The sequence below is a fragment of the Lentibacillus kapialis genome (assembly GCF_014646635.1).
GTDB lineage: Bacteria > Bacillota > Bacilli > Bacillales > Amphibacillaceae > Lentibacillus > Lentibacillus kapialis.
In genome coordinates this window covers 76,184-94,414 of the sequence record NZ_BMNQ01000002.1, presented here as the reverse complement: position 1 = coordinate 94,414, position 18,231 = coordinate 76,184, and the positions used below count along the sequence as shown (strand labels likewise).

At 41.8% G+C, this 18,231-nt stretch carries 15 protein-coding genes, 1 other RNA gene and 1 other annotated feature; of the genes, 13 read left to right on the top strand and 3 right to left on the bottom strand.

What is annotated here, in order from left to right; all coding sequences use genetic code 11:
- Positions 1–37 precede the first annotated feature (37 nt).
- From IEW67_RS01535 to dtd, 7 genes are all read left to right on the top strand, one after another.
- Positions 38–337: a post-transcriptional regulator gene (locus IEW67_RS01535; protein ID WP_188631288.1), complete on the top strand. Its 300-nt coding sequence runs from the start codon at positions 38–40 to the stop codon at positions 335–337.
- 46 nt (positions 338–383) lie between these two features.
- Positions 384–2,654 carry a protein translocase subunit SecDF gene (secDF, locus tag IEW67_RS01530; RefSeq protein ID WP_188631287.1) on the top strand — a complete coding sequence of 757 codons (2,271 nt, stop codon included), beginning with the start codon at positions 384–386 and terminating at the stop codon, positions 2,652–2,654.
- Between the two features lie 110 nt (positions 2,655–2,764).
- A complete protein-coding gene (locus tag IEW67_RS01525; protein WP_188631286.1) occupies positions 2,765–3,094 on the top strand; it encodes a LapA family protein in 330 nt (109 codons plus the stop codon).
- A gap of 176 nt (positions 3,095–3,270) precedes the next feature.
- Positions 3,271–5,598 (top strand): single-stranded-DNA-specific exonuclease RecJ, encoded by a 2,328-nt coding sequence (recJ, locus tag IEW67_RS01520; protein ID WP_188631285.1) that lies wholly within the window; start codon positions 3,271–3,273, stop codon positions 5,596–5,598.
- Positions 5,588–6,106 carry an adenine phosphoribosyltransferase gene (locus IEW67_RS01515; protein WP_188631284.1) on the top strand — a complete coding sequence of 173 codons (519 nt, stop codon included), beginning with the start codon at positions 5,588–5,590 and terminating at the stop codon, positions 6,104–6,106. Before recJ ends, IEW67_RS01515 begins: the two co-directional genes overlap by 11 nt.
- A 249-nt stretch (positions 6,107–6,355) precedes the next feature.
- Complete coding sequence (locus IEW67_RS01510; protein ID WP_188631283.1) at positions 6,356–8,557, top strand: RelA/SpoT family protein; 2,202 nt, start codon at positions 6,356–6,358, stop codon at positions 8,555–8,557.
- 23 nt (positions 8,558–8,580) lie between these two features.
- On the top strand, positions 8,581–9,027 hold the full coding sequence (dtd, locus tag IEW67_RS01505; RefSeq protein WP_188631282.1) for a D-aminoacyl-tRNA deacylase: 447 nt from the start codon (positions 8,581–8,583) through the stop codon (positions 9,025–9,027).
- Positions 9,028–9,174: 147 nt separating this feature from the next.
- Here the strand turns inward: dtd and IEW67_RS01500 are convergent, their stop codons facing one another.
- Complete coding sequence (locus IEW67_RS01500) at positions 9,175–10,236, bottom strand: N-acetylmuramoyl-L-alanine amidase family protein (RefSeq protein WP_188631281.1); 1,062 nt, start codon at positions 10,234–10,236, stop codon at positions 9,175–9,177.
- 91 nt (positions 10,237–10,327) lie between these two features.
- On the opposite strand from IEW67_RS01500, the gene IEW67_RS01495 reads away from it, so the two are divergent.
- The 4 genes from IEW67_RS01495 to ssrS all read left to right on the top strand — a co-directional run bounded on the left by IEW67_RS01495 (position 10,328) and on the right by ssrS (position 14,297).
- Positions 10,328–10,504: a hypothetical protein gene (locus tag IEW67_RS01495; protein ID WP_188631383.1), complete on the top strand. Its 177-nt coding sequence runs from the start codon at positions 10,328–10,330 to the stop codon at positions 10,502–10,504.
- Between the two features lie 48 nt (positions 10,505–10,552).
- Positions 10,553–10,777: a binding site (T-box leader), on the top strand.
- A gap of 169 nt (positions 10,778–10,946) precedes the next feature.
- On the top strand, positions 10,947–12,230 hold the full coding sequence (gene hisS / locus IEW67_RS01490; protein WP_188631280.1) for a histidine--tRNA ligase: 1,284 nt from the start codon (positions 10,947–10,949) through the stop codon (positions 12,228–12,230).
- Positions 12,230–13,996 (top strand): aspartate--tRNA ligase, encoded by a 1,767-nt coding sequence (aspS, locus tag IEW67_RS01485; RefSeq protein WP_188631279.1) that lies wholly within the window; start codon positions 12,230–12,232, stop codon positions 13,994–13,996. Before hisS ends, aspS begins: the two co-directional genes overlap by 1 nt.
- 115 nt (positions 13,997–14,111) lie before the next feature.
- Positions 14,112–14,297: non-coding RNA, 6S RNA (gene ssrS / locus IEW67_RS01480), on the top strand.
- Positions 14,298–14,379: 82 nt separating this feature from the next.
- On the opposite strand, the gene IEW67_RS01475 is transcribed toward ssrS, so the two are convergent.
- A complete protein-coding gene (locus tag IEW67_RS01475; RefSeq protein WP_188631278.1) occupies positions 14,380–15,045 on the bottom strand; it encodes an RsfA family transcriptional regulator in 666 nt (221 codons plus the stop codon).
- Positions 15,046–15,131: 86 nt separating this feature from the next.
- Positions 15,132–16,418: a replication-associated recombination protein A gene (locus IEW67_RS01470; RefSeq protein WP_188631277.1), complete on the bottom strand. Its 1,287-nt coding sequence runs from the start codon at positions 16,416–16,418 to the stop codon at positions 15,132–15,134.
- A gap of 151 nt (positions 16,419–16,569) precedes the next feature.
- Between IEW67_RS01470 and cymR the strand changes: the two genes are divergently transcribed.
- Together cymR and IEW67_RS01460 are read left to right on the top strand one after the other, a co-directional pair.
- Positions 16,570–16,989: a cysteine metabolism transcriptional regulator CymR gene (cymR, locus tag IEW67_RS01465; protein WP_188631276.1), complete on the top strand. Its 420-nt coding sequence runs from the start codon at positions 16,570–16,572 to the stop codon at positions 16,987–16,989.
- Between the two features lie 91 nt (positions 16,990–17,080).
- Entirely contained in the window at positions 17,081–18,223 is a 1,143-nt protein-coding gene (locus tag IEW67_RS01460) for a cysteine desulfurase family protein (RefSeq protein ID WP_188631275.1), read from the top strand.
- Positions 18,224–18,231 lie beyond the last annotated feature (8 nt).

Here is an 18,231-nt window from a genome sequence, read left to right as displayed (position 1 = left end):
AAAGGGAATGGTTTTACGAGGGGGAGTAGTTGAGAGTATGATAAAAACAGTCAGCGAATGGAAAACTGAAATCGAGCCGGCATTAAAAAGCAAAGCAAGCGAACTGCGTCTTATGGGATATCATAACGCAACAAGTGATGATGTATGGAACTGCTTGGAGGAAAAGGTTTGGAAAGGTGACCCTTCCAAACGGTTATATGAAGTGGTACAGGATATTTTCCATTTATCTTCCAATATCTACATGAGCTATTTAACGGTCAATGCCTATCAGGATGATGATCTGTCAGCGTCTATTGCAGCATTGACTCAAGATGATCAAGAAGAGACGGATGAATGATACATAACGAACAACCCGTGAAGTCTTAAGGGAGGCAAAATCATATATGAAAACAAGAGGCAGAATAGTTGCCTTTTTTCTGATCGTTCTTATTTTGGCAGGAACGATCGGTTCAACGGTAACGGGAATTGCGAAAGATATTAATCTGGGTCTGGATCTGCAGGGCGGCTTTGAAATTTTATACGAAGTGGAACCTGTTGAAGAAGATCAGGAAACAGACAGGGAACTTCTTGAAAATACCGTTCGAATTCTTAATGAACGTGTGAATAGATTAGGTATCAGTGAGGCAAATATTGATATAGAGGGCAATAACAGGATAAGGGTTCAGCTTGCCGGGGTTGAAAATCAGGAAGAAGCTCGCGAACTCTTGTCGACATCCGCACGTCTGTCGTTACGGAATGTTGAAGACGAAAAACTGCTCGACGGAACTGATTTTGTTAAGGGTGGTGCCCAGCAGGATTTCAGTCAGCAGACAAACCAGCCAATTGTTACATTGAAACTGAAGGATGCATCACAGTTCGGTGATATCACCAGCCGGATTAAAAACAAACAAAACACTGATACTCCATACCCGGATAATTTGCTTGTCATCTGGATGGACTATCAGAAAGAGGATTCATTTGCTGAAGAATATGGAAAAGAAGATTCGAAATATGTCTCCGCACCTACCGTCAAAAAAACATTGAACACAACAAACGTACAAATTGACGGTGATTTTACGGTCGAATCCGCGCAACGGCTGGCTGACATCATTAATGCGGGGTCATTGCCGGTTAATATGAAGGAACTTTATTCAAACACTGTCGGCGCACAGTTTGGAGAACAGGCTTTGGATAAAACAGTGTTTGCAGGCATGATCGGAATAGGCATTGTCTTTCTGTTCATGATGGCTGTTTACCGTTTTCCAGGCATTATTGCGGCTATCAATTTAAGTGTTTATATCTTTTTGGTTTTATTAGTATTTGATCTGATGAATGGTGTGCTCACTTTGCAAGGGATAGCGGCGCTAATTCTTGGTGTTGGTATGGCAGTCGATGCGAATGTGATTACTTTTGAGCGTATCAAAGAAGAGCTGAGGGAAGGCAAGTCGGTACAAGCCTCCTTTAAAGCCGGATCGAAAAACTCGCTGAGAGCCATTGTCGATGCGAATATCACAACAATTTTAGCAGCTGCAGTTTTGTTCATTTTTGGTACAAGCTCTGTTAAAGGGTTTGCGACAATGCTGATCCTCAGTATTGTTGTCAGCTTTCTAACAGCTGTTTATGGTACAAGGTTATTGATGGGGCTTTGGGTTAAGAGTAGATCACTTAAAAACCGTCCAGGCTGGTTTGGGGTTAAGCGAAAAGATATTAAGGACATTGCGGATTCAACTGAATATGAACCAAAAGTGTTTAACCGGCAACTCAATGTTGTACAGCACCGGAAAAAGTTTTTTGTAGCTTCGGTCTTGATGGTCATACTTGGCGTTGCTTCGCTGGGGATTTTTCAGCTTAACCCTGGAATTGATTTTACAAGTGGATCTCGAATTCAGCTTGCAGCAGAAAACAGCTTGAATACAGAAAAAATCGAAAGCGGTTTGGAAGAACTGGATTTAGAAGCCCAGTCGGTTGTGCTGACAGGTGATAGTAACGAAGGAGCTATTCTGCGCTATGACAGAATAATTGACGAAGATCGCATTTCTGATATACAAACGTATTTTAAGAAAAATTTCAACGCGGATACGAGCGTGAGCGTTGTATCCCCGATTGTTGGAGAAGAATTGGTTAAGAATGCGCTGTATGCAGTGGCAATCGCCTCCATTGGCATGATTATCTATGTCACCTTCCGGTTTGAACTGTTTTTCGGGGTTACAGCAATTATCGCGCTAGTGCATGATGCATTTTTCGTATTAGCGATATTCAGTCTGACACAAATTGAGTTTGACGTAACGATTGTTGCGGCTATATTGACGATTATCGGCTATTCTATCAACGACACGATTGTAACGTTCGACAGGATACGTGAAAATCTAAGAAGAAAAAAACGGATAAAGACATTTAAGGAACTTGCCAAAACGGTGAACAGAAGTCTGGTGCAAACGATGACACGCAGTATTAACACCACTGTAACGACCATGATTGCAGTACTTGCATTTTTATTCCTTGGTGCACAGTCGATCAGCGGTTTTGCTATTGCCCTGGCAGTCGGACTTCTTGCGGGTACGTATTCATCATTATTCCTCGCGTCACAACTATGGCTCGTCTGGCGCGGTAAAAGTATCAAGGAAAAGCCGGTAACGTTTGCCAAAAAGAAACGCACGGAAGGTCCACAAGTGTAATGAAAATGAAACGCCCCCTGAAGCTAGATGGCTTCGGGGGGTTATTGTGGTTATGTAAAAGTAAAAGAGGGTAAATTAAATGAAGAGTCGTTTGAAAGGAGGTTTAGAATTTGAGAGGACAAACCTACGTTATTCTGGCAATCATTTTTGTATTTATTGTCGCTATTTTTGCAGTGATTAACGTTGACCCTGTTGAATTCAATTATGTTTTTGGGAGCGGGGAAGCACCATTAATATTGGTTATCCTTTTTTCTGTATTAATGGGAGGAGTGATAACAGCTGCTGTCAGTTTAGTAAAGATGATTCGATTGCAGCGTGAACGCAATACTCTCGTGTCCGAAAACAAGCACATGAAAGAAACCTTGAAAAAACATGGTTTACTTAAAGAGAATGGTTCCAAAAAAGATTCCTCTGGGCAGTTAGAGAAAAATAAACATTAGCGTAACTTCATTCAGCAGAACACTATTTTCTGCTGAATGTTGGTTGGGCCGAATTCGACACCTGCGGACAGTCAATTGGCTGATTTTGAAGCGTTGCCTGTCCTTTCATACAACGAATAGCCCTGATTGCTCACCGCACTTATCTCCTGTATACTAGACAAGTCAGGGGTGAGTTTATGTTAGAGAGTAAAATGAAATGGAAATTTGCAGACAGTCAAACCGCGAGGCCAGCTTGGGATTCCAACCGATTCTCACCGCTTATTAAAGAATTGTTACTGCAGCGGGGTATCACAACCCGTGAAGAAGCTGAAGCGTTTGTATCGCCCGATTTAGCGCAATTACATAATGTACAGTTGTTGTCAGATATAGATAAAGCTGCAGAACGTGTACATAGGGCAGTAAATGCTGATGAGAGCATTCTGGTATATGGTGATTATGATGCTGATGGTGTGAGTTCTACAGCCATCATGATCAAAACACTTCACGAACTTGGTGCCCATTGTAATTACTATATTCCGAACCGTTTTACAGAAGGTTATGGACCGAATGAAGAAGCATTCAGAACGGCATATCAAAATGGATATCAATTAATTATAACGGTTGATACCGGGATTGCTGCTGTTGATGAGGCAGCTTTAGCAAAACAACTGGGAATTGATCTCATCATAACGGATCACCACGAACCACAGGAACAACTGCCGGATGCTTATGCCATCATCCACCCAAAATGTTCCCCTAATTATGATTTTAAAGAACTTGCAGGTGCAGGTGTAGCGCTTAAACTTGCTGAACGCCTGCTTGGATATTTTCCAAAACATCTGCTTGATTTTGCAGCTATTGGCACGATTGCAGACCTTGTGCCACTCATAGGAGAGAATCGCGTCATTGCCTCCTATGGATTACAAACTTTATCACGATCCAGAAGACCAGGGCTGAAGGCATTACTGAAAGTTTGCGACATTGAGGGAGGCATCACTGAAGAGGATATTGGATTTTCAATTGGCCCCAGATTAAATGCGGTTGGAAGATTACAGAATGCTGACCTGGCGGTACATCTGCTATTGACAGATGTTCAGGATGAAGCTGAAGAAATCGCAGACATGATACAATCAATCAATCAAGAACGAAAAAACATTGTTAATGCTATTGTAAAAGAGGCTGAAGAAATGACAGGCTCTGTTGAAGATCAGGGTGTTATTGTTGTGGCAAAAGAGGGTTGGAATCAGGGTGTATTAGGTATTGTCGCTTCAAATCTGGTTAGGAAGTACGACCGTCCGGCAATTGTTTTATCAATTTTGTCGGAAGACGGGGTCATGAAAGGGTCTGCAAGGAGTATCCCCGCCTTTGATTTATTTACAAACTGCATGAAAATAAGAAATACATTTACACATTTCGGTGGTCACTCTCAGGCTGCAGGAATGACACTTCCGATAGAAAACTTACAAATTTTACAGGTTGAATTAAATAATCTGATCCATCGGGAACTATCATCAGAAGATTTCACTCAGGAAATTGAGATTGCCAAGTCCATAGCTTTACCGGAAATAAATGAGGAGTTGGTAGAGGAAATCAGGCAGTTGGCACCATTTGGCATGGCCAATCCGAAACCTGTTTTTCAATTAGAAGACATTCCTGCAGAAAAAAGACAAATTGGGAATAATAAAAATCATCTTAAAATACAGTTTCGCCATCAAAATAAAACCCTTGATGGTATTGGTTTCGGGCTGGGAAAGTTATTTTATTATCTGACACCGAAGACACCGATATCTGTGGTCGGTGAGCTTGGCATAAACGAGTGGAATGGCTACCGGAAAGTACAGATGATAGTGCAGGATATCAAAATTGATGATAACCAACTGTTTGATCATCGAGGAAAGAATTCGTCACAGGTAACATCATATGTCCAGCATAATCATGCGTGCGCAGCAATCTCTCAGAAATTGCCAAACATGACAGACTTTCCCGGCAGCGTCCAATGTCTTACTTATGATGCAAATGTAAACAGCTTAGAAGAGACTGAGACGCTATTTTTGTTCGATATGCCGACAGATTTGGAAACATTCAAGTTATTGCTGCAGCGCTTGAATCCCACCAATATTCATGCTTGTTTTCAATTGGAGAACAGTGTCTACATGAACGTTTTTCCATCAAGAGCAGACTTCAAGTGGCTGTATGCGCTCTTGTTCAAGCGAAAACAGATTGACATGAATAAGGATTTGCCTATGATCATGGAAGCTAAAGGTTGGACAAAGGCACGGATCGAATTTATGATAGACGTGTTTTCTGATCTTGGTTTTGTTAAAATAGAGGATGATTTTATTATAATTAACCCAAATCCTGTTCATAAAGACCTGGAGGCATCTGTAGTCTATCAGGGGCGCATGACCAAAGTTGAAATTGAAAAAACATTATATTATTCAACGTATGATGAGTTGAGAACATGGCTGTCCGAATGTTTGAAAGACAGGGTTAACTCCAAGGAGGAAGTAGTTTATGGACTATAAAAAACACATTCAAATTGTTGAAGACTGGCCAGTAGAAGGCGTACAATTTAAAGATATCACACCACTAATGAATAATGGAAAAGCGTTTAAGTCAGCAGTGGATGAAATTGTTGACTTTTCCAAGCAAAAAAATATTGACCTTGTTGTTGGCCCTGAGGCAAGAGGATTCATTATCGGCTGTCCCGTTTCCTATGCGCTGGAAGTGGGCTTCGCTCCTGTACGGAAGGAAGGGAAGCTGCCCCGGGAAGTGATAAAAGTTGATTATGGTCTGGAATATGGTAAAAGCGTACTCACGATTCATCAAGACGCCATCAAGCCCGGGCAGCGTGTTTTGATAACTGATGATTTACTTGCAACAGGCGGAACGATAGAGGCAACAATCAATTTGGTGGAAGAATTGGGCGGAGTTGTTGTCGGGTGTGCTTTTCTGGTTGAGCTTTCCTATTTGAATGGACGGGAAAAATTGGATGGCTATGATGTGCTGACGCTAATGCACTATCTGGATTAAGTATTTATGTCAGGTCTGATTGAATTCATTATCAGACCTGTTATTATTAGGCAAGATTGTTTAAAACGTCTTAATCCAGAATGAAAACAGTTTTCTCTTTACATTTCAGAAAAATTTTTTAATACTATAAACAATAGAAAAAGCTTTGAACAACAATATTTTGATTTACAGACTGGTTGGAAACCGCAGAAAGAGTCGGGGTGAATCCGGCCGACAGAAAGAATTGTCAAACTGAATTCAGGTGATTTTATGGCTAAAGACGAATTGTTAACAAGTAAAGAAGTGATTGATAAGGCTCGGGAGTATCTTTCTGAGGACGATGCTGTTTTTCTACACCGTGCATACGACTTTGCTAAAGATGCTCATAAGGAGCAATTCCGAAAGTCAGGGGAGCCTTATATCGTTCATCCTATTCAGGTTGCCGGAATTCTGGTGGAACTTGAGATGGATCCTGTGACAATAGCAGGTGGATTTTTGCATGATGTTGTTGAGGATACCGAAGTGACACTGGAAGACCTCGGAAATGCATTCAGTGAAGAAGTGGCTATGCTTGTGGATGGCGTTACAAAGCTTGGCAAAATCAAATATAAATCAAAGGAAGCCCTGCAAGCGGAAAATCACCGAAAAATGTTTGTGGCGATGGCAAGGGATATTCGGGTTATTCTGATAAAGCTTGCTGATCGTTTGCACAATATGCGTACGTTAAAACACTTACCACCGGATAAGCAACGGCGTATTTCAAACGAAACACTGGAAATATTTGCACCACTGGCTCATAGGCTCGGAATCTCAACAATTAAATGGGAGCTTGAAGATACCGCGTTGCGCTACTTGAATCCACAGCAATACTACAGGATTGTTCAGCTGATGAAGCAAAAACGTGAGGAGCGCGAAACTTATATCGACGACGTGATCGAAGAACTAAAATCACAGCTTGATGATGTCAATATTGAGGCGGATATATCAGGAAGACCAAAACATCTATACAGTATTTATCGCAAAATGGCTAAGCAAAATAAACAATTCAATGAAATATATGATTTGCTGGCGGTTCGGATTCTTGTTCACAGCATCAAGGACTGCTATGCAGTGCTGGGTATTATTCATACGTGCTGGAAACCGATGCCGGGGAGATTCAAAGATTATATAGCCATGCCCAAGCCGAATCTTTATCAGTCATTGCATACCACTGTCATCGGTCCGAAAGGCGACCCGCTTGAAGTGCAGATCCGGACTAAAGAGATGCATGAAATTGCCGAATATGGAATAGCGGCGCATTGGGCTTATAAAGAAGGAAAACAGGTGGCCAAAGATAACAAATCATTTGAAGATAAATTAACCTGGTTCCGGGAAATTCTTGAGTGGCAAAGTGAAACACATGATGCTGAAGAATTTATGGAAACTTTAAAAGTCGATTTATTTTCTGATATGGTCTACGTGTTCACGCCCAAAGGTGACGTCATCGAATTACCGTCAGGGTCTGTACCGCTTGATTTTGCATTCCGGATTCATACAGAGGTTGGCAACAAGACAATTGGGGCAAAAGTGAATGGAAAAATGGAGCCACTTGATTATCAGTTGAAAAATGGGGATATTGTGGAAGTGATGACTTCCAAACACTCATACGGCCCATCCCAGGATTGGCTTTCGATAACCCAGACATCACAGGCCAAAAGTAAGATTAAGCAGTTCTTTAAAAAGCAGCGGCGTGAGGAAAATATCAGTAAAGGCAAAGAAGCGGTCGACAAAGAAATCAGGTCGCTTGGAATCGATCCTAAAGACGTTCTGACCCAGGAAAACTTGAAACTTGTATTCGAAAAATTCAATTTCACTAGCGAGGATGACATGTATGCTGCAGTGGGTTACCAAGGTATTACACCTGCATTGATTGCAACACGTCTGACAGATAAACTGCGGCGGGAAAAACAAAAAGAACAAAACCTCGAAGAAACCTTGGAGGAAGTCAAGACAGATAAAGTAACCAAAAAGATACAGAAACGGGATTCAGGTGTCAAAGTAGAAGGTGTCGATAACTTATTAGTAAGGCTTGCCAAATGCTGTAATCCTGTCCCCGGGGATGCTATTGAAGGATATATTACAAAAGGCAGGGGGGTCTCCGTTCATCGAGCGGATTGCCCGAATATTCAGACGGATGAAGCGCAAGAGCGCCGTCTTCATGTTGAATGGGAAAATAAGGATACCGGAAAAAAACAATACCATGTTGATTTGGAAATTTCGGGCTATGATCGGCGCGGTTTAGTGAATGAAGTGTTACAGGCCGTGAATGAAACAAAGACGAATATTACGTATGTCAATGGTCGCTCCGACCGAAACAGAATGGCTGTTATTAACATTACGATATTGATTCATAATACCGGCCACTTAAAACGGATCGTTGAACGTATTAAACAGATAAAAGACGTTTATACGGTAACACGGACCGTTCAATAATTGGAAAATGGAGGACTAAAGCCATGAAAGCAGTTATCCAGCGTGCGGCAGATGCAAGTGTGACAGTTAACGGATCGGAAACCGGAGCGATAGGACACGGCCTTGTCGTTCTACTCGGTGTAACACATGAAGATGCAGAACAAGATGCTGATTATCTGGTCAATAAACTGGTTCATTTGCGGATTTTTGATGATGAGAACGGAAAAATGAATCGCTCGTTAAAGGATGTTTCGGGAGAAGTTTTGTCAATATCACAGTTTACATTGTACGCTGATACACGCAAAGGCAGGCGGCCAAGCTACTTGCATGCTGCCAGGCCTGACCATGCAAATGAACTATATCAATATTTTAATCAGTTGATTGTCCGGCATGATATACATGTGAAAACCGGTGAATTCGGCGAAATGATGAAAGTACAGCTGACAAATTCCGGCCCTGTGACAATAATCCTGGATACAGACGATAAATAACGGAGGGTGTGCAATCATCCTCCGTTATTTATTTAGGTTTTTTTGTAACGTTAGAAAGTATAAATTATGGATGACCATATAAGAAAAGCTTCAGCATTCGCTATAAGACGAGGCGAATGCCGAGTTTTCTAATCAAAAACAACATATTTAGAAAGTAATCTGTTTAAAGTATTTGGTAAGGCCGCTAACAATTCCGTGAACTAATAGTTTTTGGTAGCTGTTGGTCTCTAGCAGCTCCTCTTTTTCTGAATTGGAAATAAAACCCAACTCAACGAGTATGGATGGATTGAGACTTTGCCTGATAACATGATAGTCTTTTCTAAGTGCTTTACGGTTATTGGCTCCGGTTTGATTGATGAGACTTTCCTGGATAGATTGGGCAAGCTTTTCACTTTGTTTATGATAATAATATGTCCCGATGCCGGTCACTTCAGGCGCTTGGGGAAAGCTGTTATAGTGGATACTGATAAAAGCATCTGTACCTGCTATATTCGCTAGGCTCGTCCTGCTTACAAGCGAAATAAACTGATCTGCCTTCCTGGTCAGAACAACCTCAGCGCCAAGCATGGTCAATTCTTTCTTTAGTTCCTGCGCGGTCCGCCAGGTGACATTTTTTTCATATGTACCACTTGCACCGATCGCTCCCACATCACGCCCGCCATGACCGGCATCAATAACGATGGTTTTATCTTCAAGAGCTGATGTGGTTGGTTTGGTGTGGACAGCGGCAAAAGTTTTTAATATAAACCCCGACAACTCCTCATTTGCAATTTTATACCAATTTCCTTCTTCGCCTGCTACGTTAAACGCCTCACCTTTATTGGCAAATCCGACAATGTCGTATGAGGTTGAAGGCCCTTTTCGCAAATGGGTGTTGTCATGCTGAATCATAATGTTTTCGATATCGTTTCCGCCGACAGGCTGGCTGTTTGCGGAATCTCTGTCTAGGTTTGAATGAATGTCGACATAGTCACTTGATACCCAGGCAGTTCTATTATCATACGTAATTTCCACCCAACCATCTTCAACGCTGACCATATGAAGAGCTGTACCGGTATTGACTTGACCGATCAGATTATATTCCGTCCCCGGACCCGAACGGATATTTAAATTATCACTGGTTACAACCGCTTTATCGGCCTGTACTGCAGGAATGAAGGCAAAATAAATAATAAGCAAAAACAAACCGGCTATTTTTTTAACGAACACAAATTTCCCTCCTCCTAAACAGTTTATATTACTGAAATTGTAATAAAAAATTTAAAAATAGGCAAAAATAAACTGAATGAGGGAGGTCAATATGATGCGTGTAAATGATAAGCAATGGGTCACAAGTGTTGATCAAGATATCTTTGGTGCGGATTTTCATCGCTTCATGGAGATGGAGGATCAGTTTAATCACATGGAAATAGCAGATGAGCTGGGTATTTCGCTTGGTGAGGTAAAAAAATTGAAGAAAAAAATAATCCGTACTTGACAAATGGATGTTAAAACATTAATATAATAGTCATTCAATATGAAATGAAATTAACCAGTGAGGGAAAGAGTAATCAGATTTCTGCTGCAAAGAGAGAAAATGTCATCGGCTGAAAGCATTTTCGCAATTAGACCTGATGAACGACATTCCTTAGGTTCTGTATCGAATAATAACAAGTAGGTATAGACGTTTTGCAGGCGTTAACTGTGAAGAGCGGGTGCTTTTAAACAGCACCAACCAGGGTGGCAACGCGGTTGAACTTCCGTCCCTTATTATCATAAGGGAGACGGAAGTTTTTTGTTGTTTGAGCAATGTTAAACCGTTAGTTATATGGTAAGGTGATGAAAGCGACAATCCGGTCTGTGAAAGCCTATGTCCGGGAGTGGTCCGGCAATAGGAATTTAACGAACCGATCATTTGAGTGACTAAGGGGGTACTGTGGATGAATATAAAAGCTCCACGCGGAACGGCCGATACTCTGCCGGAAGAAGCGGCAAAGTGGCAGTTTGTTGAAGAAACGATTAAAAATATTTGTAATAGATATCACTTTGAAGAAATCCGCACACCTTTATTTGAACACACCGAACTTTTTCAGCGGGGCGTTGGTGATTCGACGGATATTGTTCAAAAAGAGATGTATACGTTTGAGGACAAAGGAGGGCGGAGTCTGACACTAAAACCTGAAGGCACTGCGCCGGTTGTCCGGTCTTTTGTGGAACATAAAATGCACGGAAATCCAAAACAGCCGGTCAAACTATATTACTTTGCCCAAATGTTCCGATATGAACGTCCACAAAAGGGCAGGATGCGGCAACTTAATCAATTCGGCGTCGAGGTGATGGGGAGTGCTGATCCGGCGGTGGACGCTGAGGTCATCGATCTGGCAATGACTTGTTACCGTGAGCTTGGTCTTAAGTCACTAAAACTTGTGATTAACTCGCTAGGAGACAAGGATAGCAGAGAGAGCCACCGTCAGGCATTAGTTGATCATTTTACACCCTATAAAGATGAATTATGCAGCGATTGCCAGACAAGGCTTAAGCAAAATCCAATGCGCATTTTGGATTGTAAAACCGATAAAGATCATCCTGCGATGAAAGATGCCCCATCTGTTCTTGATTATTTGAATGAGGATTCCAAGGCTTATTTTGAAAAGGTCAAAAATTATTTATCGCTGATGGACATTGATTATGAGGTTGATGCGAATTTGGTACGGGGGCTCGACTATTATAATCATACCGCATTTGAAATTATGAGTGAAGCTGAAGGATTTGGTGCGATCACCACACTAGCCGGCGGCGGCAGGTATAACGGTTTGATAGAAGAGCTAGGCGGTCCCGAAACACCAGGAATTGGTTTTGGCATGGGCCTGGAGCGGTTAATGATGGCACTGGAAGCTGAGAATATTGAAATACCTTCAGGTGAGGATTTGGACTGCTTTATTGTAACAGTTGACGATGAGGCCGATGAAGCTTCAGTTCAAATTATTCATGATTTGCGCACAAATGGTATTCAGGTTGATCGGGATTATCAGGACCGAAAGTTGAAGGCTCAATTTAAAGCTGCCGACCGTTATCATGCCAAATATGTCCTGATTTTAGGTACAACTGAGCTGAAAAAGAAGACCATAAATGTGAAAGAAATGACAACTGGTGATCAGGTAGAAGTGTCACTGACTGAATTACCCGGGTTTTTGAAGGGAAAACTTTTCAGGAGGAAATGCTAATGCGTGAACGAGTGCTGGCCGGAAGATTAAGTGAACAAAATATTGGAGAATCAGTGTTGCTGAAAGGTTGGGTTCAAAAACGCCGTGATCTGGGTGGCCTGATTTTTATTGATTTGCGTGACAAGTCCGGTCTTGTACAGGTTGTGTTCAATCCGGATCATTCGAAAGCTGCACTGGAAGCGGCTGAAGGAGTCCGGACCGAATATGTTCTGGAGGTGACTGGAAGTGTGGTCAAACGTGATGAAGGAACGATTAACCCGGCAATCGCGACGGGGCGAATTGAAGTTGTTGCTAAAGATTTGACCATTTTAAATAAAGCAAAGACACCACCATTTTTAATCCAGGATGATACGGATGTTGCTGAAGACTTGCGTTTAAAGTATCGTTACATTGATTTGCGCAGAAATAAGCTGCAGGAAACATTTAAAATGAGACACCAAACAACACAGGCAATTCGAAGCTTTTTGAATGATGACGGGTTTCTGGAAATGGAAACCCCCATTTTAACGAAAAGTACACCTGAAGGTGCAAGAGACTATCTTGTGCCAAGCCGGGTGCATCATGGGCAATTCTATGCATTGCCACAGTCTCCGCAACTTTTTAAACAGCTGATTATGATGAGCGGTTTTGAAAAATATTATCAGATAGCCCGGTGTTTCAGGGATGAGGATTTGCGGGCGGATCGACAGCCGGAATTCACTCAGGTTGATATTGAAACGTCATTTTTGACCAGCGATGATATTATGGACATGACTGAGCAAATGATGAGGCGTGTGTTAAAAGAAGTCGGCAATGTTGATATTTCCTTGCCTCTGCCGCGAATGCCATATGATGAGGCGATGGCACGGTTTGGCTCCGACAAACCTGATACGCGTTTTGGGATGGAATTGATCCATGTTTCCGATATCGTGGAACAATCATCGTTTAAAGTCTTTAAAGGAGCCATTGAATCAGGCGGAAAAGTCTGTTTATTAAATGTTAAAGGACAAGCAGTTAATTACTCTCGCAAGGATATTGATCAATTGACAGACTTTGTTAAAGTATATGGTGCTAAAGGTTTGGCATGGCTCAAAGTAGATGATGGACAATTAACAGGCCCTATTGCTAAATTTCTCTCAGATGAAGAGAAAAACGGGCTGATTGAGCGTGCCACTGCTGCTGATGGTGATCTGCTTTTATTTGGCAGTGATAAAACATCTATTGTTTATGATAGTTTAGGCGCATTAAGGCTCAAGCTCGGAAAAGAATTGGACCTGATTGATGAAAACACGTTCCATTTTCTTTGGGTTACCGATTGGCCGCTTTTGGAATATGATGAGGATCTTGAACGTTATTTTGCAGCGCATCATCCGTTTACAATGCCTGTTGAGGAAGACTTTGATAAACTTAACACCTCACCAGGTGATGTGAGGGCCAACGCGTATGACCTTGTGTTGAACGGTTATGAACTTGGCGGGGGATCTCTACGTATTCATAAGAAAGAGCAACAAATGAAGATGTTGGATGTATTAGGTTTCACAAGAGAAGCGGCAGATGAGCAGTTTGGTTTTTTACTTGAAGCCTTGGAGTACGGTGCACCACCACATGGCGGAATTGCTTTGGGTCTTGACAGAATTGTCATGCTGCTGTCTGGAAGCTCGAACTTGAGAGATACAATCCTATTTCCAAAAACTGCTTCGGCTTCCGATTTGCTTACGAATGCCCCAAATGATGTCAGTAAGACACAGCTGGATGAACTGTCGATTCAAGTTAATGACAAAGAGTAAGGAATGGAAAGAGGCTGGATAATGGTTACTTTCGCATAATTTCTGAGAGTGAATATTGATAATACATTTTGTATATGTTACTATATCTTTAAAGATCATAAAGGGAATAACTTTTTCAATCCTGATGTGTACGTCTGGTATATTCGTTTTGACCGAACACTTATATTAAAGGGAGCCTGAATAGGTTTTCGTATTGAGTGCAAGCCCTTGAAAAGGGGAAGCGCAACAAATATGGAACAGGGCGCCCACCTGCCTGGAGCGGGATCAAAACTTCTCAACAGACGGCACAATTGGGATTGATAGATACATACATTCTATATGCTTATTAAAAGGAATCGGTTAAAACGCCGATTCCTTTTTGCAGTTTCATCTTTATGTTATGTTTACTGATTTGGTCCATCTGCGACCTGCTGTAAATTACCATTTTTATCCATTCTGAACGAAGGGGATTTTAATGAATTCTGGTCTTCAAAGACAGTCATTTTTCGTGCTCTATCCATAATTTGCATAAATACTTGGTAATCCTCTTGTACAGTTTCAAGCTGTTTCGCTGTACGGGTCAATTTACCTTCCAAATCACTTATTTCGTTCCTTAATGCCTCGTTTTCCTGCTGTATTTGTTCCAATGACTGTTTTGATTGATTGGAAGCCTGATAGTCTTTTTTTACGTGTTTTAAAAAGTCAATCACAGAATCCATTGTTATTGGTTGTTGTTCAAGCTGCTCATATTTCTCTTTCGTTTTGGTGGTCTCCATATAATTATTCTGTTCATTTTGAGATACCGTGATGACCGGTTGTTTTGCTTTTCTGGCTGTTTCGCGTTTTTTCTCTTTTCGCTGTCGTTTTGCAAGTTCGATTGCATCATTATATTTATTTCTTACTTCAGCATTCCAGCGAAAGCCACATGCAGCAGAGGTGCGGTTTAATTTATCACCAACTTCCTCAAATGCATGTAATTGGGTGCTGCCTTCTCTTATATGCCGCAACACCGTTTCTGCTAGGAGCAGATCATCTTCATGTGACCATGCATCCTGTCTCACTTTAACCATTAATTTCAACTCCTTTTTCAATTACAGTCAAACGAAAGGTTCCACCTTATTGTTTAGTTTGACCGTCTGAAAAAAGAATTATACTTCTAAAATCTAGTATTATTTTTTTCCTCCTGTATTTTGTCATGGACCTGCTTTAGTTGCTGTTCAAATTTGCCGCTGTCTTTTGGCTTGTAATATTTTTTATTCTTGATAGTATCCGGCAAATATTGTTGATTAACCCAGTTGTTTTCAAAATTATGCGGATATTTATAATCCACTCCCCGCCCCATCTTTTGTGCACCCTGGTAATGGGAGTCTTTTAAATGGGCTGGTACATCTCCGCTTTTTCCGCTGCGAATATCGGAAAGAACGTCATCCAGCGCTTTATATGCTGTATTGGATTTAGGTGACAACGCAAGTTCTACGATTGCAACAGCCAGTGGTATACGCGCTTCAGGGAAACCGAGACGTTCTGCAGCTTGCACGGCGGATACAGCACGAGGTCCGGCCTGCGGGTTGGCCAGGCCAATATCTTCATATGCGCAGACGATCATGCGGCGAGCGATACTGTCAAGATCGCCCGCCTCAATCAGTCGGCCGAGATAGTGGAGCGCTGCATTGGCATCGCTGCCTCGAATCGATTTTTGAAAAGCCGATAAAACATCATAATGAGCATCACCGTCTTTATCATGAGAAAAGCTTTTCTTCTGCATGCATTCTTCAGCGGCGTCAAGTGTGATAACCACTTTACCTGTTGTGTCTTTTGGTGTAGAAGATACAGCGAGTTCAAGTCCGTTCAATGCTGTACGCATGTCACCATTGGCTGCCAAAGCCAGATGCTCCAGTGCTTCTTCCTTTAATTCTATGGATTGAGAGCCAAGTCCATATTGTTCATTTTCTGAAGCTCGTTTAATCGCAGTCTTGATGTCGCCTATTTTTAATGGGTAAAGCTCAAATAAATGACATCTGCTGCGGATTGCAGGATTAATAGAATGATAAGGGTTACTGGTGGTGCAGCCAATCAGTGTTATAAGGTTACTTTCAATATGAGGAAGCAAAAAATCTTGTTTTGCCTTATCCAGTCTGTGGACCTCATCAAGCACCAATACGGCCTGCCCGTTCATTTTTGCTTCTTCAACAACGATTTCCATATCTTTTTTCTTGTCAACAACCGCATTAAGCATTCTGACCGGCAGTTGAAGACTTCTGGCAAGTGCAAAGGCCATGGAAGTTTTTCCGGTTCCGGGAGGTCCGAACAAAATCATGGATGCTAGACGCTCTGCCTGAATCATACGTGAAAGTATCTTGCCGTCTCCCACCAGATGGTCTTGTCCGATAATGTCATCTATGTGTTCAGGTCGCATACGAAATGCAAGTGGTTTTTGTTTCAATTTAATCGTCCTTTTTATAAAATAATAAGATGTATATGTAAAAAGCGTAATTCTGATTGTGTTAAAATGCAAGAGACAGGCTATTCATGCTATAATATTTTGTATTGTAAATAATGATAATGAACGTTAAGCTTGTCGCGAGGTGTATTTAATGAAAATTTCGACAAAAGGCCGTTACGGTTTGACCATTATGCTGGAACTGGCCAGAAAGTATGGCAATGGACCGATTTCCTTGAAAGCAATAGCACGGGAGAAGGAATTATCTGAGCATTATCTGGAGCAGCTGGCTTCTCCACTAAGGAATGCAGGACTGGTCAAAAGTATACGTGGTGCATATGGCGGTTATGAACTGGCAAAAGACCCCCGTGATATAAAAGCAGGCGATGTTATCCGCGTGCTCGAAGGTCCTATTTCGCCTGTTGAAGGGATGGAGAATGAAGAGCCGGCGAAACAAGCACTATGGATGCGTATAAGAGACGCAGTCAAAGAAGTGCTGGATACCACCACACTGGAAGACTTGAAACAGCATGAAAATGATGAATTGCATGATGCGTATATGTTTTATATATAGAATGTGTAAGATTGTTCTAATAGAGACGGATTGCTCGGGGATGACTGCAATCTGTATCTGAAATAGTAAGAATCCGGAAAGGGTAATAAAAATGGAGTATATTTATCTGGATCACGCCGCAACGACCCCAATGGATCAGCGGGTGGTAGAAGCCATGATCCCTGTAATGACAGAGGTTTTTGGAAACCCATCCAGTGTGCATTCATTTGGCCGAAAAGCCAGACAATATCTTGATACGGCAAGAAGAACGATAGCCAGAAGTATTCATGCTAATGAAAAAGAGCTTGTATTTACAAGTAGCGGAACTGAAGCAGACAATCTGGCCATGATCGGTACCGCCGTCGCTAATAAAGAAAAAGGGAACCACATCATTACGACAATTCAGGAGCATCATGCTGCACTTCATACAGCTGAATATCTGGAGGGACAGGGTTTTGAAGTAACGTATCTCCCGGTTGATGAAACAGGTCATATTAATGTCGATGACTTAAAAGAAGCTTTGAGGGACGAAACCATTTTAGTATCAGTCATGTATGTTAACAACGAAACCGGTATAATCCAGCCAATTGAAGCGATTGCACACGTGTTAAAGGATCACCAGGCTTATTTTCATACTGATGCAGTACAGGCATTTGGGTTATTGGATGTTAACGTTAACGCAACAGATATTGATCTTCTAACGATTTCTTCCCACAAGATCAACGGCCCGAAAGGCATCGGTTTTTTATACGTTTCGAAAGATGTAAAAATCGAAGCACTGCAATTTGGGGGAGAACAAGAAAGGAAGCGCCGTCCGGGTACTGAAAACGTTGCGTCCATAGCAGGTTTTCAAAAAGCTGTTGAACTGCTTATGGCAGAAAAGAAAGAACGAAAACAAAGGTATAGAGATTATAAAGAGCAATTTATGAAGCAGCTATCTGATAATGGTGTAACCTATAAAATAAACGGTGAGCCGGAGCAAGGAATTGCCTCGATTATCAATCTCAGTTTTCCGGGTACCAACGTGGAGTCGCTGCTGACCAATTTTGATTTGGAAAGAATCGCGGCATCGAGCGGCAGTGCATGTACTGCGGGATCAGTAGAGCCTTCTCACGTGCTTGCAGCTATGTATGGCGAGAATCACGAACGGACAACCAATTCAATCCGGTTCAGCTTTGGCTCCTCCAATACGAAGGAAAACGTGATTGAGGCAGCCAATCGTGTTGCCAATATCGTCAAAAGGGTAACGAATTAGAAAGTGGT